Below are 25,207 nucleotides of genomic sequence, written 5' to 3'. Positions count from 1 at the left end.
CGATGCTGAACTTCGTCGTTCGGCGACTGCTTGCCATGCTGCCGGTGCTGCTCGCGGTCTCGCTGCTGACTTTTCTGATTGCCTCGCTGCTGCCGGGCGATCTCGCTCTCGTCATCCTCGGCGATCAGGCGACGCCGGAGAACGTGGCGGCGCTGCGCCGCGACATGGGGCTCGACCAGCCGCTGTGGTGGCGTTATCTGAGCTGGCTCGGTCACGTCCTGCAAGGCGATCTCGGCCGCTCGTTCCGCACCGGGCAGTCGGTGTTGCAGGCGGTCGCCGAGCGCATTCCGGTCTCGCTCGAGCTGATGCTGATGGCCGAGTTCATCGGCCTCTTGATCGGCGTTCCCGTCGCGATCGCCTGTGCCGCGCGGGCCGGCGGCGCGTTCGACCGCTTCATGACGGGCAGCGCGTTCGCGATGCTGTCGATGCCGTCTTTCCTGATGGCGATCCTGCTGATCTATCTGTTTGCGGTCGAGCTGCATTGGCTGCCGGCGACCGGCTATGTGCCGTTCACCGAGGAGCCGCTGAGCAATCTGCGCTTCTTCGTGCTGCCGGCGCTGACGCTGGCGCTGGCGGAATGGCCTGGCATCATGCGGGTGCTGCGCTCCGACATGATCGCGACCCTGCAGGAGGACTATATCGCGCTCGCCAAGGCAAAAGGCCTCAAGCCGGCGCGTATCCTGTTCGTGCATGCGCTGAAGCCGTCGTCGCTGACTCTGGTGACGGTCACCGGCATCAATATCGGCCGCCTGCTCGGCGGCACGCTGATCGTGGAATCGATCTTTGCGCTGCCCGGCATCGGCCGGCTGCTGGTCGGGGCGATCTACACCCGCGACCTCGTCATTCTCCAGGGGGTGGTGCTGCTGGTCGCCTGCGGCTTTGTCATCGTGAACTTTATCGTCGACATGCTCTACGCCGTGCTCGACCCCAGGATCCGCCATGGCCACGCTTGAGCTGTCGATGCAGGACGAGGCGGTGCCCGTGCCGGTTGGCCGCAAGCGCAAGCTCGGCCTCCTGTTCTGGATCGCGAGCACCTGGCTCGCGATCATCCTTGCCCTCGCGATCCTCGCGCCGGTGCTGCCGCTGCAAAATCCCGTCGACATGGACATGCTGGAGCGACGTGCGGCGTTCTCCAGCGAGCACTGGCTCGGCACCGACGGGCTCGGCCGCGACGAACTCGCCCGCCTGATTTTTGGCGCGCGGGCCTCGCTGACGGTCGGGTTGATCGCACCGATGATCGGCCTCACCATCGGCGGCGCGTTTGGCCTCCTTGCCGGCTATTTCCGCGGCCGGTTCGAGACAATCGTGGTCGGCAGCATGGACGTGCTGCTCGCCTTTCCGCCGCTTATCTTCGCGCTCGCGGTGACCGCCTATCTCGGCCAGTCGGTCCCCAACCTCACCCTGATCCTCGGCGTGCTCGGCATTCCCGCCTTCATGCGTGTGGCGCGGGCCGCGACGCTGACGCTGGCGCGGCGGGAATTCGTGATCGCGGCCGAGGCGTTAGGTGCCAGCCATGCGCGCATCCTGCTGCGCGAGCTGTTGCCGAACGTGATCCTGCCGCTGCTGGCCTTCTTCCTGCTCGGCGTTGCCGTCACCATCGTCGTCGAGGGTGCGCTGTCCTTCCTCGGTCTTGGGGTGCCGCCGCCGATGGCGAGCTGGGGCAGCATGATCGGCGAGGGGCGGGACAGCCTGGACGTCGCGCCGCGGCTGGCGTTCCTGCCGGCGGCCGGATTGTTCCTCACCGTGCTGGCCTTCAATCTGGTCGGCGACACCTTGCGGGCGTTGACCGACCCGCGTCAGGGGGCGCTGTGAGCGCCCCGCTGCTGACCATCGCGGACGTCGCAGTCGAGCTGCCGACGCCGCGCGGCAATTTGCGCGCCGTGGATCATGTCGACCTGTCGCTGCAGGCGGGCCGCACCCTGGGCATCGTCGGCGAGTCCGGCTGCGGCAAGACCATGCTGTCGCGTGCGGTGCTTCAGCTCTTGCCGAAGAAGGCCAAGCTCACGGGACGAGTGATGTTCGACGGCCAGGATCTGGTGCGGCTCGCGCCTGAAAGCCTGCGGCGCCTGCGCGGGCGCGACCTTGCAGTCGTGTTCCAGGATCCCATGACCTCGCTCAACCCAGTGCTGACCATCGGCACGCAGCTGATGGAGACGATCCAGGAGCATCTCGAGCTCGATGCCTCCGCGGCACGGAAGCGCAGCATCGAGCTGCTGGCGGCTGTTGGTATTCCGGCGCCGGAGCAGCGGCTCACGCAATATCCGCATCAATGTTCCGGCGGCATGCGCCAGCGTATCGCAATCGCGATCGCGCTGTCCTGCGAGCCGAAGTTGCTGATCGCGGACGAGCCGACGACCGCGCTCGACGTGACCATCCAGGCGCAGATCCTCGATCTGCTCGCACGCGAGCAGCGCCGTCGCCACATGGCCATGATCATCATCACCCACGATCTCGGCGTGGTCGCGGGCCGCGCCGACGAGGTCGCGGTGATGTATGCGGGCAGGGTGGTGGAGCGCGCGCCAACCCAGGCGCTCTTCAAGCGCATGCACATGCCCTACACCGAGGCGCTGCTGTCGGCGATCCCGAAGCTGGATGCCGCGCCGCATACGCCGCTGCGCGCGATCTCCGGCCGTCCGCCCGATCCGACACGGCCGCTCCGTGGCTGCTCCTTCGCGCCGCGCTGCCGCTATGCCGCTAGCCGCTGTCATGAGGCCAAGCCCGACCTGAAGAGCGCCGAGATGCCTGGTCATTTCTATGCCTGCTTCCACCCGATCCAGATGGTGGAGGGCGTTGGCGCATGATGCAGCTTGCCGTGCGCGCCGAGCCGCTGCTGAACGTCGACAGTCTCGTCGTCGAGTATGGTCTCGGCAACAGGACGGTTCACGCCGTCTCGGGTGTCAGCCTCCAGGTCGCGCGCGGGGAGACGCTGGGGCTGGTCGGCGAGTCCGGCTGCGGCAAGTCGACGCTGGGACGCGCCGTGCTGCAATTGCGTCGCGCCAGGTCCGGCCGGGTGCTGTTCGACGGCGAGGACCTCACCGCGATGGAGGGCGAGGCGCTGCGCAAGATGCGCCGCCGCGTGCAGCTTATTTTCCAGGATCCGATCGCCTCGCTCAATCCGCGCCGTCGCATCGGCGACATCGTGGCCGAGCCGCTGATCATCGCCGGCGTCAAGGACGGTGCAGAGCGCAAGCGTAGGGTTCATGAGGTGCTCAGCGCGGTCGGGCTCGATCCCGACATCGTGGCGGGCCGCCTGCCGCACGAATTCTCCGGTGGGCAGTGCCAGCGCATCTGTATCGCGCGGTCGCTCGTCCTCAATCCGGAATTCATTGTCTGCGACGAACCGGTCTCGGCGCTGGACGTCTCCATCCGCGCGCAGATCCTCAATTTGCTGGAGGAGATGAAGGCGCGCTTCGGCCTGACGCTGCTGTTCATCGCGCATGATCTCGCGGTGGTCAAAGCGGTCAGCGACCGCGTCGCGGTGATGTATCTCGGCCGGCTCTGCGAGGTCGGTCCGTCCGAGCAATTGTTCGCAAAGCCTGTGCATCCCTACACGAACTTGCTGTTGCAGGCGATCCCGGTGCCTGATCCGGATGTGCGTCCCGCCGAGAGTGTGGCGGCGGGTGAGCCACCATCGCCGATTGCGCCGCCGTCGGGCTGCCGCTTCCGCACCCGCTGCCCGCGGGCCGATCAGCGATGCAGCGCGGAGATACCGGAGTTGCGCGAAGTCGGGCCCGGCCAGTTCGCGGCTTGCCATCATCCGCTGACCTGAACTAAGACCGGTTTGTCTCGCCTCGCCGGCCATGGCATGGTGGCGCGACAACGACAAGCATGCCGGGAGAACGCCGATGAAGAGTTTCAAGGTCGCCGACTTCAAGGCGCCGCTGAAGGAGTTCGACGAGGCGACGCCGCAGCCCTCGGGCACGCAGGTGCTGATCAAGGTGAAGGCCGCTGGCGTCTGCCACAGCGACCTCCACATCTGGGAAGGCGGCTACGATCTCGGCCATGGCCGCAAGCCGCTGTCGCTGAAGGATCGCGGCATCAACCTTCCGCTGACCATGGGTCACGAGACGGTCGGCGAAATCCTGGCCTTTGGCCCTGACGTGAAACCGACCGACCAGGGCGATCTCAAGCTCGGCGATGTCGGGCTGGTCTATCCCTGGATCGGCTGCGGCAAGTGCGCGACGTGCCTTGCCGGCGACGAGAACATGTGCCTGACGCCGCGCTCGCTCGGCGTCTATTGCGACGGCGGCTATTCCGATCACATGCTGGTGCCGCATCCGCGCTATCTGCTCAATCTGAAAGGCCTCGATCCCGCGTCGGCCGCGCCCTACGCCTGCTCGGGCGTCACCACCTACAGTGCGCTCAAAAAGGTCGAGCAGCATTTCGACACGCCGATCGTGATGTTCGGCGCCGGCGGTCTCGGCTTGATGGCGCTGTCGCTGCTCAAGGCGATGGGCGGCAAGGGCGCGATCATGGTCGATATCGACGCCAGGAAGCGCGAGGCGGCGGAAAAGGCCGGCGCGCTCGCCACTGTCGACCCGAAGGCGCCGGATGCGCTGGAGCAACTCGCCAAGAAAGCGGGCGGGCCGATCCGCGCCGTGATCGACCTCGTCGGCAATGCCGCGACGACGCAGCTTGGCTTCGACTGCCTGACCAAGGGCGGCAAGCTCGTGATCGTCGGCCTGTTCGGCGGCGGCGCGACCTGGGCGCTGCCGCTGATTCCGATCAAGGCGGTGACGATCCAGGGCAGCTATGTCGGAAACTTGCGCGAGACGCAGGAATTGCTCGACCTTGTCCGCACCAAGAAGGTGCCGCCGATCCCGGTGACGACAGCGCCGCTCGCCAAGGCCAACGACGCGCTGCTGCAATTGCAGCGGGGCGCGGTGGTCGGGCGCACGGTGCTGACCCCGTAGTGTATTCGTCGTTCCGGGGCGATGCGGAGCATCGAACCCGGAACCTCGAGATTCCGGGTTCGGTCCTGCGGACCGCCCCGGAATGACGCCTGAAAATACAGGAACCCCAATGTCCGCAAACAACGCCTTCCACATTGCCGTGCTCGCCGGTGACGGCATCGGTCCCGAAGTCATGGCGCCGGCGCTCGAGGTGCTGCGCAAGGTCGGCGAAAAGTCCGGCCTCGGCTTCCGCTTCACCGAGGCACCGGCCGGGGCCAACAATTATCTCGCCACCGGCAAATCGATGCCGGACAGCACCATCAAGCTGTGCGAGGAGGCGGACGCGATCCTGCTCGGGGCCTGCGGACTGCCGTCGGTGCGCTACCCCGACAATACCGAGATCGCGCCGCAGATCGAGCTGCGCTTCATCTTCGATCTCTATGCGGGCGTGCGACCCGCGCGCCTGATCCCGGGCGTGCCGAGCCCGATCGTCGGCGCCGATGCGCGCGGCATCGATCTCGTCGTGATCCGGGAATCGACTGAAGGCCTGTTCGCCTCGATGGGCAAGGGCGTCGTCACCCATGAGGACGCGCGCGAGACCATGGTGATCACGCGCAGGACCTCGGAGCGCCTGTTCGAGTTCTCGTTTCGCCTGGCCGAGCGGCGTAAGGCGCGCGGCAAGCCGGGGATGCTCACCTGCGTCGACAAGGCCAACGTGTTCAAGGCGTTTGCCTTCTTCCGCGGCATTTTCGACGAGATCGAAAAGAAGCATCCCACCGTGAAGACCGACCGGCTCTATGTCGATGCCTGCTCGGCGATGCTGGTGAAGCGTCCCTGGGATTTCGACGTGATGGTGATGGAGAACATGTTCGGCGACATCGTCTCCGACATCACCGCGAGCCTGATCGGCGGCCTCGGCATGGCGCCGTCGGCCGACATCGGCGACAAATACGCCGTGTTCCAGCCCTGCCACGGCACCGCGCCTGACATCATGGGGCAGGGCAAGGCCAATCCCACCGGCATGATCCTGTCGGCGGCGATGATGCTGGACTGGCTCGCCGACAAGCACGGCGTCGAGAGCGCGGCGGAAGCCGGCGAGACGATCGAACGTGCGGTGGATCAGGTCTATGCCGGCGGCATCAAGCCGATGGAGTTCGGCGGCAGCAACGGCACCGCGGATATCACGAAAGCGGTGTTGGCGGCGCTCTGAGAAGCAGTCGAGCCGCGGCGCCGGTTCATCTCAAAAGAAGAGGGGCCTCGCGGCCCCTTTGTCGTTCACCAGCGGCGCCAATGGTGGTGGCGATGGCCCCAGCCCCACGGGCGCGGGCCGTAGAAGCGTCGTGGGCCGCCGTAATAGCCGTAGGCGCCGTAATAGTTCGGCCGCCAGAAGCAGCGGCCCCAGGGGTTACACACCCAGCGCACCTGATCGACGTCAGCGACCGGACCGCTTGCAATCTTGTCCGCCTGCGGGATGCCATTCGGCATTGCCGCGAGCGCCCCGCCCGACGCGAGCGCCACACCGCCGATGGCGGCCAGAGCAAGAACAGCAAATTTCAGTGTCATCGCGATCTCCCTCGTTGTGGCGGGAGAACTTTCGCCAGATCAACTGGTTGCTACCGCGCTGAGCTGCAAGAGGAATTTAATCTTCCTGAACGTCGGTTCAGCTTCAACGTCCCTGGAACTGCGGCTTGCGCTTCTCCATGAAGGCCTGCCGGCCCTCGCGGAAATCCCGGGAATCCATGCAGGCATTGCCGATCGCCTTGATCGCGTCCATGTCGCGCTGGCTCTCATCCTTCAGCACTTGTGCGATGGTGATCTTGGCGGCCTTGATCGCGAGCGGGGCGTTCTGCGAGATCGTCTCGGCAATCGTCATGGTCTCGCCCCAGAGCTCGTCGACCGGGAACACGCGTTCGACGAGGCCGATGCGCAGCGCTTCATCCGAATCGATACGCATGCCCGTGTACATCAGAAGCCGAGCCCAGGACGGGCCGACCAGCGACACCAGGTGCCGCAGGCCGTCAAAGCCATAGGCGATGCCGAGCTTGGCCGCGGGAATGCCGAACTGGCTGCCACGCGCGGCGATGCGGATGTCGGCGAGCATCGCGACCTGCATGCCGCCGCCGAGGCAAAAGCCCTCGATGCAGGCGATCGTCGGCTTGGGATAGTCGGCGAGCAGTGCGCGCTGGGCGGCGCTGCGCCTGGCGTATTCCTCGGAGGCCGCCGCGTTATGGCGGGTCTTCTCGAACTGGCTGATGTCGGCGCCGGAGACGAAGGCCTTGCCGCCGGCTCCGCGCAGGATCACGACGCGCACCGTCTCGTCGTCGCGCAGGCTGGTCAAGGCCTCGCCAAATCCCTCCCACATCTCCAGCGACATCGCGTTGCGCTTGTCGGGATTATTGAAGGTGATCACGCCGATGCCGCTGGTCGTATGCCGGAGGATCTTGCCGTCGGCGTAGGGCACTTCGGTCGTGCTGAAGATGTCGGGCATCGCTTGCTCGCTGGTCATGTGCGAGGGGCAATGTGCTGCGCTGGCGCTTCCGGGGTCAACCGCGGCAGGGTGGGCGAGTCTGCATCCGCCTGTACCGGGATTGCATGGCGCGTGGTCCCGAGTGTCGCGCGCGCAAAGAAAAGGGGCGGTCGTGCCGCCCCGCAAAGGCCGCGCGCAAGCGCGCGAGCCGGAATATGCTCGTTCAATCCGGCCGCGCCCCCGTGACGCGGCGGATTGAAGATCGGCCTTGAGCAGACCGTCGGTCGATCTCAGCTCTCGTTCGCCGCGATCGATTCCATCAGCGAGACCAGCTGACGCTGCACGGTCTGGTCCTTGATCTTGCTGTAGGCGCGCAGCAGGCGGAGGCTGAAGGCCGAATCGAGGAACAGCAGGCTCTCGACTTCGCGCGCCTTGTTGTCACCGTCGTAGAAGAAGGTCACGGGCACGTCGAGGGCGGAGGCGATCTGCTGCAGTCGAGCCGCGCCGACGCGATTGACGCCCTTCTCATATTTCTGGACCTGCTGGAAGCTGACGCCGAGCTTCTCGCCGAGCTCGGCCTGCGAGATCTTCATCTCGACGCGCCGCAGACGGATCCGCTTGCCAAGCTCGATGTCCGGCTTGCCGGCACTGCGCTGCTTCATTCTTTTCGCCGCTGCTTTCATCTTCGTTTTCACCTTTGTTCTTCGGTTGAAAATCCCCCGAAGAGCTGGGTCAGGGGTTCGCCCATATACGAGTCCTTGAATTCATGCGGATGCACGAACTCTTCCTTAAACCACGGGAAGCGAGCCGGACTGAAAGCTTCGATCAGCCAATCAATCATGTGCCGCACGCGCGGAATACGGCCGCTACCAGGATGGTAGGACAACCAGATATCCAGCGGTCGGTTCAACTCGACCTCCAGTGGAATCAACTTCCCGCCAAGCGCAATGGCGTAGCTCGGGAAGACGCCGATGCCGGCGCCATTCGCGACCGCCCAGTAGTTGGCGCTCGAGACGTTGGTCTTCATGACCAGAAGGTCACGTTCCGACACGCCCGGGAAGAAGCTCTCGAAGGATTCCTTGGCGGCAAGCTGGTCGGCGAATTGCAGCACCAGGCGATGCTTGATCAATTCCGTCGCCGAGCGCGGCGCGCCATGCTTCTCGATGTACTTCTCGGAGGCCCAGAACATCAGATGCATGCGGCCGAGCCGCACCAGCTTGATGTCGAGCGCCGAAGGACGCGACAGATGGATGGCGACGTCGGCCTCGTGGCGAGAGACGTCGGCCGAGCGCATCGCGCAATGCAGGTCGACGAGGATCTTCGGATAAGCCTGCTGGAATTCAACCAGGCGCGGGGCGAGCCAGAACGTGCCGAGCCCCTCGGTGACAGCGACCCGGACCTCGCCGGACAGGGCGTTGGCCATCGAATCGCTGGCGCGCAGCACGTCGAAGGTGGCGGCCTCCATGCGCTCGACGGCGGAGACCACCAGCGCGCCTTCATCGGTCAGATGAGTGCCATGGACGTCGCGGGTGAAGAGTGTGGTGCCGGTCTGGCGTTCGAAATCGTCGATTCGCCGGCGCACGGCGTTGATCGACAAGGACAGACGTTCAGCCGCCGAGCGGAAACTGCCGCATCGGACGACTTCGAGAAATATGCGAGCCGTATCCCAATCGGAGAGGCCGCTGATGTTTGTCTTTGGGCGTTCCGCCAGAGGAACGCCCCTTTCCGCCAAGGAGTGCATACAAGTCCCTTCGGGTGACTAAACTGGCAGAATCTGGCGCAAACCACAACCACTGCGGGTTGGGGGATGATGAGTTTTAAACGTCATCCTTACTACCTCGTGGGTGGTATCTGAGTGCTGCCAAGAATTGGGAATCGGGCAGGTCGTCGCCCGGATGAGGGGTGTGGCGTGAGTTCCGTTGCGAGCCGTGAAATGGCTGCGGGATTGCAGGCGCTGTCCGCGATGAACGTGCTTGCGCGAAAGCCGCCGCCGGCTCCTTCAATGGATCAATCACAGCACGCCAGGCGTTTGCTCTCGAACTGCTTCGACCATGGCCAACGGCGCAGTGCGGCGAGGTTAGCCGGAACCGCAGTTCCGAGGCAGAAACCTACTGAAATCAGGTTCAGAGGCGCAGCGGCCTCATGCTATCCTCGGTATTCCATGGGGGCCGAAGGGGTCGTCACAACCACGTCTCGCAGGCCGAATTAACGGAAAGAACGCCGGTGTCGCATTCAGACGAACAGTTGCAGTTGGTGCTGGAAACGCTCGAGGGGTGCCGCAGGGCTCTCAACGCGTGCGACAGCCGTGAGTCGGCCGAGCTGCTGTCCATTGTCATCCTCGACGTCAGGATGAAACTCAAAGGAATTGACAGTGCCGATCTCAAGGCACTGTGCGACGAAATGCTGCGGAGCGCTGCGAGCGAGCCGCCGTCCCCTTCCAAGCAGACGCAGGACCAGCCCCGGCGTCCGCTGCTCCGCGTGGTGAAGTAGCCGCGCCGCCGAATCTCGCTTTTTGGCGAGGTTTGTGCGCGTCCCGATGCCGCACCTGTGATCGCAGGCGGCATCGGGAGGAGCCCTGGTTTCGTGCGCCTCTGTTGCGCATTCTCCGGCATCGGTTACACCAAGGCCGGTTCGGCTTCGGGCCGCGCGCATTCCCGGCGCGCCGCACCGGTGCCTGAGATGGCTCAGACGGCATCATGCAAAATGTTTCGATCCCGGCGGCGCTGATTGCCGGCCTCGTCAGTTTCCTCTCGCCCTGCGTCCTGCCCTTGGTCCCGCCCTATTTGATCTATCTGACGGGCGCCACGATCGAGCATGTCGAGAGCGACGAGCCGGCCTCGGCCTCCAAGCGCGCGATCATGATGTCGGCGCTGCTGTTCGTGCTCGGCTTCTCCACGGTGTTCGTCGCGCTCGGCGCCAGCGCCTCGCTGATCGGCGGGCTGATTCGTGCCTGGTCGGCGGAGCTGTCGATCCTCGCCGGCATCGTCATCATCATCATGGGCCTGCACTTCCTGGGACTGACGCGCATCGGCCTGTTGATGCGCGAGGGACGGCTGCCGATCCCCAAGCCTGTCGGCCTCTGGGGTGCCTATATCATGGGGCTCGCCTTCGCCTTCGGCTGGACGCCCTGCATCGGCCCGATCCTCGCCGCGATCCTTTCGGTCGCCGCCGCTGAGGCCACAGTGACAAAGGGCGCAGGGCTGCTCGCGGTCTATTCCGCCGGTCTCGGCATTCCCTTCCTGATCGCCGCTTTGATGATCGAGCAGTTCTCCGCGCTGTTCGCGCGGATGAAAGGCCATCTCGTCAATGTCGAGCGCGCCATGGGCGTCCTGATGGTGATCACCGGCATCGGCTTTCTCACCGGCGCGGTCTCGAATGTGAGCATCTGGCTGCTTGAGACGTTCCCGGCGCTGCAGACCATCGGGTAGGGCGTGATCCGGAAATGCCGGCGCGCTGATCGCGCCGGCGTCCCCGTGTGCGGTTGACTCAGGGTTTGAACACGTAGCCCGGCGAAATCGCCGCCGTCTCCGGGATCGGCGGCAGATCGGCGAACAGTTCGGGACGATCCTTCATGACCTTGAGAATGTGCTTCGGCTCGATATGCGCATTGACGTCAAAGGTCGATTTGAGGATGCCGAGCCGCGACAGCCGGTCCTCGGCGCTCCACAGCGCACGGTAGTTGTTGGCCGACAGCCGGCGGTCCGCCTGCTGGATGTTGAACTGCATCGCTGCCTCGGCGACCTCCTGCTTGAGCCCCGGAATCCAGCGTGTGGCGACTTGCGCCGCCTGCTTCGGGTTCTTGCGCATCCATTGGTCGGCCTCGGAGACGGCGGCGAGGAATTTCTCGATGGTCTCGCCGTTGGCCTGCACCCAGGGACGGAGCGCGACGTTGAAGCCGATATAGGAGATCACGTCGCCGCCTCGGATGATCTCGACCGCGCCGGGCACATCCTTGCCGGCAACGATCGGCCAGGGATCCCAGCCCGAGAACGCGTCGATACCCTTGGCGAGCAGGGCGACGGTCATGTCCGGCGGCGGCGTGTTGACCAGCGTCACGTCGTCGGGCTTCAGCCCGGCCTTCTCCAGCGTCGCCAGGATGTAGAGGTGATTGATCGTGCCGAAGGAGGCCGCGATCTTCTTGCCCTTCAGCGTCGACAGGTCGCCCTTGACGATGCCTGAACCTTCGCGCGCGATGATCGCCATGGTGGCATCGGAGCCGGCCTTGGTGGCGTTGCCGCTGTAATTGCCGAGTGCGACAAGATCCATGCCGCGCAGCACGGCGCCGATCATGGGCACGCCGACCTGCACGATCTCGCTCTCGCCGGCTTGCAGTGCGTTCAGCGCGTCGACGCCGGTCGCGTAGGGGCGTGCGATCGTGACATCGAGCCCGTACTTCTCGAAGAAGCCGCGCTCGAGTGCGATCGGCAGGCCGATCTGGTCGATGCCGGTGACCATGCCGGCCTTCAGTTTCGTCGGGGTCTGGGCGCTCGCCGGCACCATGCCGGCCAAGAGCGCGATTCCGAGCAGCAAGAGTCGTTTCATAGCCTCAGCCTCCCTCTTTTATCGGCCCCACCGCCGTCACCCAATAGGGGCGGGCGACGGCGTTGAGGTCCGTTCGTTTGACGCCGCGTAGTTCGATCGAATGCTCATCCGTTCCCGAGACGCGTCCATATTGCTGGAATGCGAGCACGTGGAAGCGCTCCGGCGTGAACGGCAGCTCGATCTGCACGTTCACTTTTTCCGATGTGCCCTTCAGGTCCGGCGAGATCTTTCCCGGCGCGGCAACCGTCAACCAGAGTTGAAACAGCGCCCATGCGGCAATGGCGCCGAGCACGATGCGGCCCTTGGGCGAGCGCAGGACGTCGGAGGCGATGCTCATGCCGCGCGCACCATCTGGAGCACGCGCGCCGAGAGCTGCTTGAAGTCGTCGTCCTTGACGAGGTCGTCCCAGACGCGGGGACGCGGCAGGTCGACCGCGATCTCGTCCAGCACGCGTCCCTTCGACAGCACCACAACGCGGTTGGCGAGAAACACCGCTTCCGGCACGTCATGGGTGATGAAGATCACCGTCGGCTTGCGCTCCTGCCAGATCCTGGTCAGCTCCTCCTGGAGCGTCATGCGCGTCTGCGCGTCGACGCTGGCGAACGGCTCGTCCATCAGCAGGACGTCGGGATTGTTGGCGAGTGCGCGCACCACGCCGACGCGCTGCTGCATGCCGCCGGAGAGCTCGTTTGGATAGCGGTGCGCCGCGTGCGACAGCCCCGCGAGCGCGAGATATTCGCGCGCGATGCGGTCGCGCTCGGCCTTCGGCACGCCGCGCATCTTCGGGCCGAAGCCGACATTGTCGAGCACCGTCTTCCAGGGAAACAGCGCGAACGACTGGAACACGACGCCACGCTCGGGGCCGGGCCCGTGCACCGGTTTGCCGTCGAGCAGGATGTCCCCCTTCGAATAGGGGATGAAGCCGGCGATCATGTTGAGGATCGTCGTCTTGCCGCAGCCGGACGGGCCGACCACGGAGATGAACTCGCCGGGCTCGACGTCCAGCGAGACGTCGTGAACGGCGGTGACATGCGCGCCTGCGTAAGGATCGAAATAGGTCTTGCCGAGATTGCGCAGCGAAAGCGTCTTCATGATGTCACCAATCCCCAGCGTTGGCCGGTCACGCGCTCGAGCGGCGCGAGGACCCAGGCGTCCACGATGTACCAGAGCAATCCGAGAATGATCATGCCGAGCAGGATCTCGACGGTGGAGCCGGCGCGGCGGGCATCGAACATCATGAAGCCGATGCCCGATGTGCCGACGATCATCTCGACCGCGATCAGCGCGCGCCAGCCATAACCGAGGCCGTTGCGCAGGCCCGTGATGATGTTGGGCAGCGCGCCCGGCAGCGTCACCTCCCAGAGCACCCGCGCGCGCGAGGCACCGAGGCTGAGGGCGGCGCGCGCGAGGTCGCGCGGCACGGATTCAACCCCGAGCACGGTGTTGAGCACGACCGGGAACAGCACGGTGTAGACGATGACGAAGGTCATCGTCGTCAGTCCGAAGCCGAACCAGATCAAGAGGATCGGCAGCCAGGCAATGTCGCCGATCGCCTGGAAGAACAGCAGCACCGGCCAGCAGATCCGGTGTGCCCAGCGGCTCGTGCCGATCAGGATGCCCAAGGGAATGCCGAGCGCCATGCCGACGGCGGCGCCGGTTGCGAGCCGGATCAGGCTGTCCTGAAGATAGTCGGGCAGGATCCCCTTGTAGGTGAGCGTGAAGAACGCGCGCAGCACATCGGCGGGGCCGGGGAAGAACGCTCGCGGAAACACCCCGGCCTCGCTGACGGCGGTCCACAGCGCGAGCACCGGGATGAAGGGAATGATGGCCGCGATCCCCGGCCAGCGCCGGGTCAGGCGGGTATAGCCGCCCCAGATTTGCAGCAGCAGGTTCATGCGCGCCTCACCAGCCCCCAGCGTTCGATGGTCGCGCGTTCCAGCGGGACCAGCAGCAGACGGTCGATCAATAGCCAGAGCACGCCGATCACGATCATGCCGAACACGATCACCTCGGTGCGATAGAAATCGCGTGCCACGAACAGCATGTAGCCGAGCCCGACATTGGTCGCGATCATCTCGGCGGCGATCAGCCCGCGCCAGGCAAAGCCGAGGCCGGTGCGGATGCCGGTGACGATGTTGGGCAGCGCCCCCGGCAGCAGCACCTCGGTCAGCAGCGCCCAGCGGCCGGCGCCAAGCGAAGCGGCAGCATTGCGCAGCGTGTGTGGAATGGTCCTGACGCCGAGCAGGGTATTGTAGGCGACGACGAAGAACACGGCGTTGAAGATCACGAAGACGATCGCACCGAATCCGTAGCCGAACCACAAGGTCGCGATCGGGATCCAGGCGATGCCGGCGAGCACCGAGAAGAAGCGGAACAATGGCGTGAGAAAGGCCGCCACCGTCGGGCTCACGCCCATGGCGATACCGAGCGGCACGGCGGTGGCGATGCCGATCAGCGTGCCGAGGCCGACGCGCAAAAGGCTGGCGCCGACATGGGCGAACAGCGTGCCGTCGCGGATCGACTCCATGGCGGCCGCGCCGACCGCACCGACCGATGGAAACACGCGCGGATTGACGTTGAACAGCGGGACGACGATCGCCCAGATCGCCACCAGCGCAAGCAGCGGCGCGACGAACATCGCAGCGCCCGCCAGCGAATTGACGCTGCGGATCAATCGCGACGATCGACCTTTCAGACTGCCCGTCACCTGCATTTGACCTCCCTGACGCTCAGCTATGCCTGTGCCGGCATTTCACGCTGATCATTCCTGACATCGTCACCGTGTCTCGCGCGATCGCGGCTGCCCGTCGGTTGCCACGACCGCGATCCCGGGCGGAGCGTGGATGTGGGGCGAGCCCTTCCTGTCACGGTCCACGACGTTTCCTCCTGCTCGTGACGCTCGACGTCCTGGCCGCGCGCACGGCCGACCCGTTGCGAGTTGCCGCGGCGATGACCGTCTTCCGGTTCGAGAGCTTCAGGCGGGTATAGCCGAGCAGGCGTTCCATCGCGGCGCGCGCCTTCTCGGGGTTGGCGCTCTCGATAGCCCGCGCCGCCGCCACGTGGTTCGGCAAATTATCCTTGAACCAGCCCCCGGGGCTTCCGACGGCGACGGTGAAGACGGTGCTCAGGATGGTGTCGATCGCGCTGCGAAAGCCCTGCAACACCGGGTTATGGGTCGCATCCAGGATGGCAAGATGAAAGGCCTTGTCGGCGGCGAGGGCGCTGGCCTGGTCCTTTGCGGTCTGCATCGCGGCCAAGGCCGTATCGATCCGCCAGCGATCGTTCCTGGTCGCGCGTTCGGCCGCAAGCGCTGCGGCTGCAGGCTCGATGATCGAGCGCACCTCCTGGATTGCCAGCAGCAGGTCGCGATCCGGTTCGTCCTGGCCGACGAGCCAGCTCAGCACGTCGCGATCGAGCAGGCTCCATTCGTTGCGCGGCAGCACTTGCGTGCCGTGGCGCGGCCGCACGCTGACGAGGCCCTTTGCGGCAAGCGTCTTGATCGCTTCGCGCACCACACCGCGCCCGACGCCGAAACGGGCTTCGAGTTCCGGCTCCGGCGGCAGGGTGGTGCCGACGGGGATGAGATCCTGGGCGATCTCGCGGCCGAGCGTCGTCAGCACGGCGCGGATGCGGCCGGGCTTGATCAGTCTGTCGGCTGGGCTCGGCCGCGCTCTTGCCACCGGTTTGGTTCTCCCCGCCGGCCTGTCGCGGCCGGTTCATTTGTATTGGCCGCCCGCCGGCCGCTTCACAATCATCCGATGTTTAACATCGGATGATTGCGTGGGGCGAGCGCAATTGTCGCAGGAAGACTGTATTGCGCTGCGATATGGCGTCAGGCCCGGAGCGGCTACCGCGCCTCGTCCAGCGTACAGACCACCGTGCAGACCACGCCGCGCGGCAGGAAGTCGACGGTGGCCTCGCCGCCGAGCTGGTCGCGTGCGCTGCGCTCGATCAGGCGCGAGCCGAAGCCGCGCTGTACCGGCGCGGTCACCGGTGGTCCGCCGATCTCGGTCCAGATCAGGCGCAGCCGCGGTTTCGGGGCATCGGCGATGATCTCCCAGTCCAGCGTCACCCGGCCGGACTCGTTGGATAGCGCGCCATATTTCGCGGCGTTGGTGGCGATCTCGTGCACGATCATCGAGAGCACCACGGCGAGCCGCGGCGATAGCGGCACGGCGGGTCCGGCCATGCGGATGCGGTCGGGACTATTCATCAGGAACGGCTGAAGCGCGCGGGCGATCACCTCCCGCAGCTCGGAGCCCGCCCATTTCTCCTGGCTCAGCAAATTATGCGCTTCGGCCAGTGCGCCGAGCCGTCCCTCGAACTTCATCCGCTCGTCCCGGCTGGCGCTGCGGAAGGTCTGCACCGCGATCGCCTGCATCAAGGCCAGCGTGTTCTTGACGCGATGGTTGAGCTCGTCGATCAGGAGATTGTGCAGCATCTCGCCGCGCGCGATCGTGGTCGCCATCCTGACCGCGAAGGTCAGGCCGGTCAGCAGCAGGATGCCGCCGATCAGGCTGGTGATCGCGATGTTGCGCCAGAGCGGCGCAATCAGCGAGCTTTCGTCGACGCCGGCGGCGATCGTCCAGCCCGTCAGCCGCGATCGTGTGTAGGCCGCGGCCAGAGCGATGCCGTCGAGCGACACCGTCGGGAGCGATGCCTCGCTGCGGCGGAACATCTCGGCATAGAGCGAGGGCGAGGCGCGTTTGCCGAAGGTCTCGCTGGGGTTCGGCGCGCGTGCAAACACGATGCCCTTGGTGTCGAGCAGAGTCACCGTCCAGAGCCGGTCGGGCCGCTGCTTCTCCACCAGCTCCTGAAAGATGCTGATAGGCGGGCTGAAGCAGAGGTCGTAGATCACCTCGCCGTCGCGGAACACCGGAACCTCGACGGTGAGCACCTGTCGCCCGTTGATCGCGCCGGTGAATAGGTCGGAATATTGCGGCGACCTGGTCGCAAATACCCTTTCGATGATCTCGAGATGGCCGCGTGGCGGCAGGCTTGCGATGTCTTCCGTTGCGGAGGAAAACAGCAGCCGGCCCTTGCGATCGGAGATCAGCACCAGCCCGCCCTTGCCATATTGGTCGAGGAAGCCGAGCGCGATGCGGCGGAAGTTCTGGAAGTCGTCGTTACGAAGCGAATTCGTCAGTGCAAGCACTTGCAAGCCGCCGGTCATCCGCTGCACCTCGGAGTCGAGCACGAGGCGCATGCTGCGCACGTTCTCCAGCACTCGGCGGGTCGCGTCGCTTCGATCCTGCTTGTAATTGTAGAACACAATGCCAACCGCAAAGACGATCAGCGGCAACATCGTTCCCGTCACCAGAAGAGCGAGCCGGACCGGCAGGGTGAGCTTTGACAAACGCGGGCGTCCCGGTTCCGGCGCAGCGGCGCCGGATTATGATTTTGGGCAGACCATACGTGCGGGACTTGCGCGGCGCCATGTTTTTCGCAGATGGCGAGCGGTTCGGAAACGAGATGTTGCAGCGCAGTCCGGGATGTCCGCGCTTCAGCTCAAGCGGAGTGCGGTCAGAAGTGCCGATCCCGGCGTCTCGATGCGAGGTCATGCGGTCAAGCCCGGGCAGGCGACCGCCTTCAAGACGGCCGCCTCACGACTTGATCAATCGATTTCCTGAACCACTGTGCGCGAGCCTGGGTCCACGAGCATCACGCGATCGCCGGAATACACGTAGCGATACTTGGTGAGCGAGGGACCCCAATCGGACGGCACGGCCTCCAGCTCGACGTCGCCCGGCACGGTCGCGCCGACGATGATCCTTTCCTTTGTCGTGATCGGGCGAAGGTGATGCCAGTGACGTAGGATTTGATCCTGGTCTGGTCTTGCGGCTCGATCTGAACCGCTGCCGTGTGACCGGTTTCGGTGATGGTCACCACAGTGGATTGCGCGAAGGCGCCGGTCGAGATCAGAACAGCCGCGGCGGATAGCAAGAGCAGCTTCTTCATCTTTGTCCTCCTCACGAGGATAAGCGCCGGTTTTGAATGAGCCGGTCGGGAAAGCGCGGCGATTGGGGGAGAAGCAAATGAAGCTGAGAATAGTAACCGCAGCGTTGATGCTTACTGCATTGTCCCTGCCCTCGTTCGCAGCCGACGAGTTCTACGTCGTGCAGGACGTCAAGACGAAGAAGTGCACCGTCGTCGACAAGAAGCCGACGGACACGACGATGACCGTCGTCAGCCCGTCGGGCACGATCTACAAATCGCGGACCGAAGCTGAAAGCGGCATGAAGACCGTGAAGGCTGCACGTCAAACTGAGGAGGATTCAAATGCCGGTATTGATCTTGTGGGCCGTGCCGGCCGTGCTGGTGATCGGCGGCGGCATCTATCTGATCGGGCATATGCACTAGGCCAGCAGTAACGGGCGAGCGGGTCCGTGCGTGCAGCGCACAGGTCCGCTCGTGGTCCGCCTCCTACGAGAGTGCGACTGCGCCCATACGGACTGGCCGCGCCGGCAGGAGCGCGAGTTGCAGTGCAGCAGGCGTGCCGGGCGTAACCCTGCGACGAAGAGTACCTCCAGCGCACGCGAAATGACTTCCGTCCGGCCGACGTTTTTCATACGCTTCCATTTCGCAAGCCGCATACCGGCTGCGCTCACGGCCCGGCTACAGGGCCGGAGCATCAAAGGGAGGGGAGACGATGAAGCGAAGGTCATTTCTCGCTGGTATCGGTGCGACCACTGCGGCGGCCACGATTGGGATGCCGTCGATCCTCAGGGCGCAAGCGCCGATCACGCTGAACGGCGCGGTCCAGTTCAACGACGATCACGCCTTCAACCGTGCACTGCTCCGGTTCGAGGAGTTGGTGAAGAAGTACTACGGCAAGCCCGTCAACTTCACCCTGCACAGGAACTCCTCGCTCGGCCTCGAGAAGCAGTATTTCGAGTACATGTCGCAGGGCAAGGCGGTCGATTACGGCATCGTCTCGCCGGCTCACATGTCGACCTTCGCCAAGGCCGCTCCCTTCATCGATGCGCCCTTCGTGTTCAAGGGCATCGAGCACATGAACAAGGTCGTCGAAGCCAATATCCTGGCGCCGATCGCCGACGAGGTCGCGGCCAAGGCCGAGGTCGTCCTGATCGGCTATTCCGGCGGCGGCATCCGCAACATCTTCGCCAACAAGCCGCTCAAGAATCTCGCCGATCTCAAGGGACTCAAGGTTCGCGTGCAGGGCGCGCCGATCTGGTCGAAGACCTTTGCGGCGGTCGGCATGAGCCCGACGGTAATCGCCTATAACGAGATCTACAACGCGATTCAGAACGGCGTGATATCGGCCGGCGAAAACGAGGCGGCCGGCGTCGAGGCGATGAAGTTCTACGAAATCGCTCCGCATCTCAACCTGACCCAGCACGCCGTGTCGATCCGGCCGATCTGCTTCTCGGTGAAGACGCTGAAGACCCTGCCGAAGGAGCTGCAGGACGCGATCATGAAGGCCGGCAAGGAGGCCGGCGACTACGGCCGTCAGCTCGAGTCGAGCGAAGAGGTCGTCAAGCTCGACACGCTCGAGAAGGCCGGCAAGCTCAAGCGCGTTCCCTTCGAGGAGCGGGACGCCATGAAGAAGCTTGCCGACCCCGTGATGGCCACCTACGCCAAGGAAATCGGTGCGGAGGGCATTTTCGAGAAGATCAACGTCGTCTGAGGTCTTTGCGTCCGCCGACAGCACGTCCGGGCAAGCCCCGCTTCTTGCCCGGAGCTGGCGGATGAGCTGCTGCACGGAGCCCCAATGTCTGAAATGCCCGTCCCGTCCACACCGTCGCTGTGGCGCCGCGTATCGGCGGCCTATGCGAAGCTGCTGGAATTCCTGCTGGCCACCTGCGTCGGCGTCCTGGTTGTTCCGGTCACGCTGCAAATCATCTCACGCTACACGCCCTTCATTCCGTCCTACATCTGGACGGAGGAGATGGCGCGCTTCCTGTTCGTCTGGACGATCATGATCGGCGCCATGGTCGGCGTGCGCGAAGCGCAGCATTTCGAGGTCGATGTGTGGCCTGACCTGTCGCGGCGGTCGGAGGCCGCGGTGCGGATCCTCGCGCGGCTCGGCATACTGGCGCTGGCGCTGGTGTTCGTATCGGCCGGCCTCGAGTTCACCCGCTTTGCCTGGAACAGGACGTCGGAACTGGCCGATCTGCCGCTTTGGCTGATTCACGTCGCCTGGCCTGTGACCGGCGTGACGTGGATCGTCTTTGCGGGTGAACAGATCATCGATGAATTGCGCATTCTGGTTGGGGCAGGGCGATGAGCGGCAATGTACTCTCTGCCGGACAGGCCGCGATGGTGCTGTTCGGGGTCTTCATCGGCTTGCTCATCGTGCGGGTGCCGGTCGCTTTCGCACTCGGCCTTGCCTGCGTGCCGATTCTGCTGATCGAGCCTCATCTCTCGATGATGATGCTCGCGCAGGAAACCTTCAACGCCTACAATTCATTCATCCTGCTCGCGGTGCCGTTCTTCCTGCTGACGGCGAACCTGATGAGCATCGGCGGCATCACCGATCGCCTGGTGGCGCTGTCGCGTTCGATGGTCGGGCACTGGCCCGGATCGCTGGCGCAGATCAATGTCGTGCTGTCGGTGTTCTTTGCCGGCATCTCGGGCTCCTCCACCGCTGATGCAGCGAGCCAGTCAAAGATCTTCATCGATGCACAGACCAAGGAGGGCTACGATCTCTCGTTCTCGATCGCCATCACCGCGGTGTCGGCGGTCCTGGCGGTCATCATCCCGCCGTCGATCCTCATGATCGTATGGGGCGGCCTGATCTCGACCTCGATTGCGGCGATGTATCTGGCCGGCATCGTGCCGGGTTTGCTGATCGCGGGCGCGCAGATGGCGACGGTGCACGTCTATGCAGTGCGCCGCGGCTACCCGACTTATCCGAAGACAAGCTGGGTCGAGATGCGATGCGCCATTTGGAAGTCAATTCCGGCGCTGATGACACCCTTCATCATCGTTGGGGGCATTCTGCTCGGCTGGTTCACCGCAACCGAGTCCGCCTGCGTCGCGGTGCTATATTCCGTCGCGCTGTCGGCGTTCTTCTATCGAGAGACAGGCATACGGGAATTGTACAAGGCCTTGCTCGACACCGGGCGCCTTGCCGGCGTGGCGCTGTTTTGCGTCGGCACCGCAAGTGCGTTTGGCTGGCTGCTCGCCTATTACAAGATCCCTCAGGAGCTGCTGGCCAACGTCTCGACATGGGGCATGGGCACCGTCTCAGCCGGCTTCTTCATCGCCTTCTGCTTTCTGGTGGTGGGCTGCTTCCTCGACGCCATCCCGGCGATCGTCATCGTCGGCACCGTGCTGGAGCCACTGGCCAGGTCCGTCGATCTCCATCCGGTCCAGTTCGCGATCATTTCCATCGTGTCGCTGGCGTTCGGACTGGTGACGCCGCCCTATGGCCTATGTCTGATGATCGCCTGTTCGATCGCAGGCGTGCGGCTGCGCTATGCTCTGAAGGACACGGTGATCATGCTGATCCCGATGCTGCTGGTGCTGGCGGCCGTCATCGTCTGGCCAAGCGTGTCGCTGTTCCTGCCGCGCCTGATCGTGCCGGAGATGCTCAAATGAGCGTCTGATGGCGCGATCCCGCGGCGGTGGGCCGCGGGATCGGCTGGATTGGTTACAGATTGCTCTCGGTGATCGCGGCGTAGACCATGCTGCGCAGCTCGCGCCGGATCGGGTAGGCGCTCGACGGCAGCACCTGCGTCATGAAGATCGCGATCAGCTCTTCGGCCGGATCGATCCAGAACGAGGTCGTGGCCGCGCCGCCCCAATTGTATTCGCCGGGGCTGCCGGCGATCAGCGTCTCGGACGGGCGCATGGTCACCGCGAAGCCGAGGCCGAAGCCGATGCCGTTATAGGCGGCCTCGGAGAACAGCGAGCGCGACACTTCGGGCAGCGCGCGGCCGCCCGGAATGTGGTTGCTGGTCATCAGGGCCAGCGTCTTCGGTCCGATCAGCCTGACACCGCCGAGCTCACCGCCGTTGAGCAGCGCGCGGCAGAAGGTGAGATAGTCTGCGACCGTCGAGCAGAGGCCGCCGCCGCCGGAGATGAAGGAGGGCGGAGTGAGGAACGAGCTCGTTGTCGGGTCGTCCTGAAGCGTCAGGCCTTCGCGGCGCTGTCCGGCATGGAAGGTCATGCCGCCACCGGGATCTGCGGAATAGCAGGCCGCGAACCGATGCGCCTTGGAGGCCGGCACGTAGAAGTCGGTGTCGGTCATGCCGAGCGGGTCGAGGATGCGTTGCTTCAGGAATTGCTCGAAGGGGATTCCCGAGATCTTGCCGACGAGATAGCCGAGCACGTCGGTCGCGACCGAGTAGTTCCAGGCCTCGCCCGGCGAGAATTCCAGCGGGATCTTGGCCAGAGCCTCGATCATGGTCTGGAGCGTGCCCGACTTCTCGACCTCGCCGATCTTTTCAGTGCGGTAGGCGGTATCGACATTGGAGCGTTGCTGGAAGCCGTAAGTGAGGCCGGACGTGTGGCGCAGGAGGTCGACGATCAGCATCGGCCTGGACGGCGGCCGGGTCAGGAAGGCCGGCGAGTTGCCGGCAACGAACACGCCGAGATCCTTCCATTCCGGAATGTATTTGGCGACGGGCTCGTCGATGGCGACGAGGCCTTCCTCGACCAGCATCATGAAGGCGACGCTGGTGAGCGGCTTGGTCATGGAATAGATGCGGTAGATGGTGTCGTCCTTGACCGACAGCTTGCGCTCGACGTCGGCAAAGCCCTGAACCGAGCTGTGCGCGACCTTGCCGCGGCGGTAGACTAGAAGATGCGTGCCCGGGAAGCGGCCGGCATCGATGTACCGGTTCTTCAGATGCGCATCGATGCGGTCGAGCGCGGCCTTGGACATGCCGACGGATTCGGGCGAGGCGGGGGTGGGGGCGAGCATCAGTTCCTCCGGGCAGTTTTGTCGATCCGTTGATAGCCAAATGGCGGCCCCATTCCAAGCCGCTCGCGCTTAACGCGGGCGGGCCGGCTGGTGTAGGCTGCCCCCTGGAACGCCTCCAGGGAGCCCCAAGGGCCCCCAAAAGGGCCAACGAGAAAACGCAGGGCAAACCATCATGACCCAGTTCAACGAGACTGATCTTACCGAGGCCGTCGTCAAGAGCTTCGACGGCACGCCCAATCCGCGCGCGAAATTCCTGCTGCAGGAATTGGTGAAGTCGCTGCACGATTACGTGAGCAAGACGGGTCTCACCTTCGAGGAATGGGACTACGCCATCGATTTCCTGACCCGCACCGGGCAGAAATGCACCGATACCCGCCAGGAGTTCATCCTGCTGTCCGACGTGCTCGGTGTCTCCATGTTGGTCGACGCGGTCAACCATCGCGACCGTGAGGGCGCCACCCAGACCACGGTGCTCGGCCCGTTCTATGTCGGAGAGCACAAAGTGACCGCGCACGGCACCGACATCTCGCCGAACAATCAAACCGGCGAGCGGATGTTCGTGCAGAGCCGCGTCACCGACCTCCAGGGCAAGCCGCTGACCAATGTCCCCGTCGACGTCTGGCATGCCGATGACGACGGCTTCTACGATTCCCAGAAGCCGAACTATGACGAGGTCGGCGCTTCGGCGCGGGCGCGCTTCATCACCGACGCGGACGGCCGCTTCTTCTTCCGTACCATCTTGCCATGCAGCTATCCGATCCCGACCGACGGCCCGGTCGGCGAGATGATCGTGCAGACCAAGCGTCATCCGATGCGCCCGGCGCATGTGCACTTCCTGGTCAACGCCAAGGGATACGAGCCGCTGATCACGCACGTCTTCATGGACGGCGACAAATATCTCGATTCCGACGTCGTGTTCGGCGTCAAGGATGATCTCGTCGCCAAGGTCGAGCCGCGCAACGATCCGGCGATGCCCGACGGAACGAAGGCGAACGGTCAGTGGCATTTGATGACTTACGAATTCCACCTCAAGCCCGGCGGCGGCATGGCGCCGACGCCGCTCGGGGTGAAGGCTGTGGAGCGGGCCTGATGGCCCGCCGGGATGCCGCGGCAGTCCGGGCGCGTACGACGTCCGCCGTACTTCTGATAGCGGCACAATGACGGACCTCAGCGGATTTCCGAGTTGGGCCATCCACGCAAGTCGTCAACCTACCAGCGATTAAACCGACACTTGGTCGACTGATCCCGATTCACTAATCCAAGTCTACCTAAGTATGGTCACTTCATACCTGCGCGCGATGGCGCCGACCGAATGCTTGGTGTTACCGATGCATCCAGAGTGAAAAGCAACGGAACCGGCCCTGTGAGCCGGCAGTTGCGGGACAAGGCCGGCGGCGTAGCGCCCGCCGGCCCTTCTCCCGAACTAGCGGGCGCCTTGCCGTTCAACCGATGCTTATTGCCATGGTTGGTGCAGAGAGTACGCCATGAGAAACATCGCCGATCTCCTGATGCGGTTCTGGCAGGGAAGCCAACCCGCGTCCAAGACTCAGATTGCGGCTATGGCTGAAAACCAGGATCGATCCAGCATGGCTGATTTTGTCAGGATCCTTCAGGCCTATGATCAAGCCCAGTAGGGCCGACCGCGTCAGTCCGTGATACGGATGTCAGAGCAAAACAAAGCCAAGACGCGGCCTCACCGCTCGACGGGCCCGTCAGCGACAGGGATCTTGAAGTCTCCGAATTCGGCCGGTGCGCGCACAATGCGTTGCACGATCACCGATCAGGGTTTGGGACCCATTCCTCCGCGGTTGAGTCCCAATGATGGGTGTCGTCGAACTGTTTCCAGAGTGGCCGCGTTGACCTACTTTCACCGTTCTGTCGGTCTGCATTCGGTGCGCGGAGTTGGACGACGAGCGCCCCAGCCTTCATCACCCATTCGCGAGCGTTATATCGGGAGTTCCATTTGATTGCCGCGAGCATTGGATGCCTCCTTCAAAGTAAGAAGCCTTCGTCATTTTAGCCCGAGCCAAGACCCAAGGATGTAAACCACTTCACAGTTGGTCAACATCTTCGACATAGCCGCCGGCGATCTCCCCACGCGGCGACCACAACTACGTTCGCTCGATATTCCGGCCTCCGGCATGGGTCACGTTGCCGCGCGATCAAAAGGCACGCGACGAAACGCAGCATTGTGCTTGCGCGCGAAGGCGCGTCCTTTTGAGAAAGCGTATTCTATCGCTGAGGGGCGGCGCGCGCGATAGAGGCCAGCGCATGCTTGAGCTTTGGAACAGCTGGTACGACACCCTGGCCTCGGTGGAGGCGCTTGCCACGGTCATCGTCATTGTCCTAGTGGCTGCAGGCGCTATCACGCTGGCGGATAGTCGGCGCCGATAAACGTGTCCGACAAAAAGATTG

Annotated in this window: 26 protein-coding genes and 1 pseudogene; 14 read left to right on the top strand and 13 right to left on the bottom strand. The window is 64.4% G+C overall.

What is annotated here, in order from left to right:
- The first annotated feature begins 2 nt into the window (after positions 1–2).
- From AABA86_RS28200 to AABA86_RS28175, 6 genes are all read left to right on the top strand, one after another.
- Positions 3–953, top strand: coding sequence for an ABC transporter permease (locus AABA86_RS28200; protein ID WP_338309153.1), 951 nt, complete (start codon positions 3–5; stop codon positions 951–953).
- Positions 940–1,812, top strand: coding sequence for an ABC transporter permease (locus tag AABA86_RS28195; RefSeq protein ID WP_212247903.1), 873 nt, complete (start codon positions 940–942; stop codon positions 1,810–1,812). Before AABA86_RS28200 ends, AABA86_RS28195 begins: the two co-directional genes overlap by 14 nt.
- Positions 1,809–2,801 (top strand): ABC transporter ATP-binding protein, encoded by a 993-nt coding sequence (locus AABA86_RS28190; protein WP_338309152.1) that lies wholly within the window; start codon positions 1,809–1,811, stop codon positions 2,799–2,801. The genes AABA86_RS28195 and AABA86_RS28190 overlap by 4 nt, the downstream gene beginning before the upstream one ends.
- Complete coding sequence (locus AABA86_RS28185; protein WP_212247909.1) at positions 2,798–3,769, top strand: ABC transporter ATP-binding protein; 972 nt, start codon at positions 2,798–2,800, stop codon at positions 3,767–3,769. The genes AABA86_RS28190 and AABA86_RS28185 overlap by 4 nt, the downstream gene beginning before the upstream one ends.
- Before the next feature lie 76 nt (positions 3,770–3,845).
- Positions 3,846–4,913 carry an alcohol dehydrogenase gene (locus AABA86_RS28180; RefSeq protein WP_212247911.1) on the top strand — a complete coding sequence of 356 codons (1,068 nt, stop codon included), beginning with the start codon at positions 3,846–3,848 and terminating at the stop codon, positions 4,911–4,913.
- Positions 4,914–5,022: 109 nt separating this feature from the next.
- Positions 5,023–6,102, top strand: coding sequence for an isocitrate/isopropylmalate dehydrogenase family protein (locus AABA86_RS28175; RefSeq protein ID WP_212247919.1), 1,080 nt, complete (start codon positions 5,023–5,025; stop codon positions 6,100–6,102).
- Between the two features lie 65 nt (positions 6,103–6,167).
- Here AABA86_RS28175 and AABA86_RS28170 read toward each other — a convergent pair whose 3' ends face one another.
- The 4 genes from AABA86_RS28170 to AABA86_RS28155 form a co-directional block, all read right to left on the bottom strand.
- On the bottom strand, positions 6,168–6,455 hold the full coding sequence (locus AABA86_RS28170; protein ID WP_338309151.1) for a hypothetical protein: 288 nt from the start codon (positions 6,453–6,455) through the stop codon (positions 6,168–6,170).
- Between the two features lie 103 nt (positions 6,456–6,558).
- Positions 6,559–7,380, bottom strand: coding sequence for an enoyl-CoA hydratase (locus AABA86_RS28165; protein WP_338309150.1), 822 nt, complete (start codon positions 7,378–7,380; stop codon positions 6,559–6,561).
- Between the two features lie 269 nt (positions 7,381–7,649).
- Positions 7,650–8,021 (bottom strand): helix-turn-helix domain-containing protein, encoded by a 372-nt coding sequence (locus AABA86_RS28160; RefSeq protein WP_020608151.1) that lies wholly within the window; start codon positions 8,019–8,021, stop codon positions 7,650–7,652.
- A 29-nt stretch (positions 8,022–8,050) separates the two neighbouring features.
- Positions 8,051–9,100 (bottom strand): LysR family transcriptional regulator, encoded by a 1,050-nt coding sequence (locus tag AABA86_RS28155; RefSeq protein WP_338309149.1) that lies wholly within the window; start codon positions 9,098–9,100, stop codon positions 8,051–8,053.
- Between the two features lie 482 nt (positions 9,101–9,582).
- Between AABA86_RS28155 and AABA86_RS28150 the strand changes: the two genes are divergently transcribed.
- Together AABA86_RS28150 and AABA86_RS28145 are read left to right on the top strand one after the other, a co-directional pair.
- Positions 9,583–9,849: a hypothetical protein gene (locus tag AABA86_RS28150; protein ID WP_338309148.1), complete on the top strand. Its 267-nt coding sequence runs from the start codon at positions 9,583–9,585 to the stop codon at positions 9,847–9,849.
- A gap of 206 nt (positions 9,850–10,055) precedes the next feature.
- Entirely contained in the window at positions 10,056–10,787 is a 732-nt protein-coding gene (locus tag AABA86_RS28145) for a cytochrome c biogenesis CcdA family protein (protein ID WP_338309147.1), read from the top strand.
- A gap of 58 nt (positions 10,788–10,845) precedes the next feature.
- Here AABA86_RS28145 and AABA86_RS28140 read toward each other — a convergent pair whose 3' ends face one another.
- From AABA86_RS28140 to AABA86_RS28105, 8 genes are all read right to left on the bottom strand, one after another.
- The gene (locus AABA86_RS28140) at positions 10,846–11,901 is read right to left on the bottom strand and encodes an ABC transporter substrate-binding protein (protein WP_212247930.1); all 1,056 of its coding nucleotides are present in this window, start codon (positions 11,899–11,901) and stop codon (positions 10,846–10,848) included.
- A gap of 4 nt (positions 11,902–11,905) precedes the next feature.
- Complete coding sequence (locus AABA86_RS28135; RefSeq protein WP_338309146.1) at positions 11,906–12,238, bottom strand: hypothetical protein; 333 nt, start codon at positions 12,236–12,238, stop codon at positions 11,906–11,908.
- Positions 12,235–12,993: an ABC transporter ATP-binding protein gene (locus AABA86_RS28130; RefSeq protein ID WP_338309145.1), complete on the bottom strand. Its 759-nt coding sequence runs from the start codon at positions 12,991–12,993 to the stop codon at positions 12,235–12,237. Before AABA86_RS28130 ends, AABA86_RS28135 begins: the two co-directional genes overlap by 4 nt.
- Complete coding sequence (locus AABA86_RS28125) at positions 12,990–13,796, bottom strand: ABC transporter permease (RefSeq protein WP_095426387.1); 807 nt, start codon at positions 13,794–13,796, stop codon at positions 12,990–12,992. Before AABA86_RS28125 ends, AABA86_RS28130 begins: the two co-directional genes overlap by 4 nt.
- Positions 13,793–14,614 (bottom strand): ABC transporter permease, encoded by an 822-nt coding sequence (locus tag AABA86_RS28120; RefSeq protein WP_038947001.1) that lies wholly within the window; start codon positions 14,612–14,614, stop codon positions 13,793–13,795. The genes AABA86_RS28125 and AABA86_RS28120 overlap by 4 nt, the downstream gene beginning before the upstream one ends.
- A 151-nt stretch (positions 14,615–14,765) precedes the next feature.
- On the bottom strand, positions 14,766–15,581 hold the full coding sequence (locus AABA86_RS28115) for a FadR/GntR family transcriptional regulator (RefSeq protein ID WP_338309144.1): 816 nt from the start codon (positions 15,579–15,581) through the stop codon (positions 14,766–14,768).
- Positions 15,582–15,748: 167 nt separating this feature from the next.
- A complete protein-coding gene (locus tag AABA86_RS28110; protein ID WP_338309173.1) occupies positions 15,749–17,206 on the bottom strand; it encodes a sensor histidine kinase in 1,458 nt (485 codons plus the stop codon).
- 309 nt (positions 17,207–17,515) lie between these two features.
- The gene (locus AABA86_RS28105) at positions 17,516–17,653 is read right to left on the bottom strand and encodes a DUF1236 domain-containing protein (RefSeq protein WP_338309143.1); all 138 of its coding nucleotides are present in this window, start codon (positions 17,651–17,653) and stop codon (positions 17,516–17,518) included.
- A gap of 283 nt (positions 17,654–17,936) precedes the next feature.
- On the opposite strand from AABA86_RS28105, the pseudogene AABA86_RS28100 reads away from it, so the two are divergent.
- The 4 genes and pseudogenes from AABA86_RS28100 to AABA86_RS28085 all read left to right on the top strand — a co-directional run bounded on the left by AABA86_RS28100 (position 17,937) and on the right by AABA86_RS28085 (position 21,465).
- A pseudogene (locus AABA86_RS28100) lies at positions 17,937–18,169 on the top strand (hypothetical protein).
- A gap of 381 nt (positions 18,170–18,550) precedes the next feature.
- Positions 18,551–19,549, top strand: coding sequence for a TRAP transporter substrate-binding protein (locus tag AABA86_RS28095; protein ID WP_338309142.1), 999 nt, complete (start codon positions 18,551–18,553; stop codon positions 19,547–19,549).
- Between the two features lie 84 nt (positions 19,550–19,633).
- Positions 19,634–20,149, top strand: coding sequence for a TRAP transporter small permease (locus AABA86_RS28090; RefSeq protein WP_212247940.1), 516 nt, complete (start codon positions 19,634–19,636; stop codon positions 20,147–20,149).
- The gene (locus AABA86_RS28085; RefSeq protein WP_212247942.1) at positions 20,146–21,465 is read left to right on the top strand and encodes a TRAP transporter large permease; all 1,320 of its coding nucleotides are present in this window, start codon (positions 20,146–20,148) and stop codon (positions 21,463–21,465) included. The genes AABA86_RS28090 and AABA86_RS28085 overlap by 4 nt, the downstream gene beginning before the upstream one ends.
- Positions 21,466–21,517: 52 nt before the next feature.
- Here the strand turns inward: AABA86_RS28085 and AABA86_RS28080 are convergent, their stop codons facing one another.
- Entirely contained in the window at positions 21,518–22,792 is a 1,275-nt protein-coding gene (locus tag AABA86_RS28080) for a serine hydrolase domain-containing protein (RefSeq protein WP_338309141.1), read from the bottom strand.
- A gap of 172 nt (positions 22,793–22,964) precedes the next feature.
- Here AABA86_RS28080 and AABA86_RS28075 point away from each other — a divergent pair, with 172 nt between their 5' ends.
- The gene (locus tag AABA86_RS28075; protein WP_212247945.1) at positions 22,965–23,882 is read left to right on the top strand and encodes an intradiol ring-cleavage dioxygenase; all 918 of its coding nucleotides are present in this window, start codon (positions 22,965–22,967) and stop codon (positions 23,880–23,882) included.
- A gap of 394 nt (positions 23,883–24,276) precedes the next feature.
- On the top strand, positions 24,277–24,426 hold the full coding sequence (locus tag AABA86_RS28070; RefSeq protein ID WP_212247946.1) for a hypothetical protein: 150 nt from the start codon (positions 24,277–24,279) through the stop codon (positions 24,424–24,426).
- Positions 24,427–25,207: the final 781 nt, after the last annotated feature.

Origin of the sequence: Bradyrhizobium sp. TM233 (genome assembly GCF_036247965.1) — a bacterium.
Taxonomy (GTDB): Bacteria; Pseudomonadota; Alphaproteobacteria; order Rhizobiales; family Xanthobacteraceae; genus Bradyrhizobium; species Bradyrhizobium ottawaense.
Note: the sequence above shows the minus strand (reverse complement) of the source record. Positions and strands in the feature narration are given on the sequence as shown.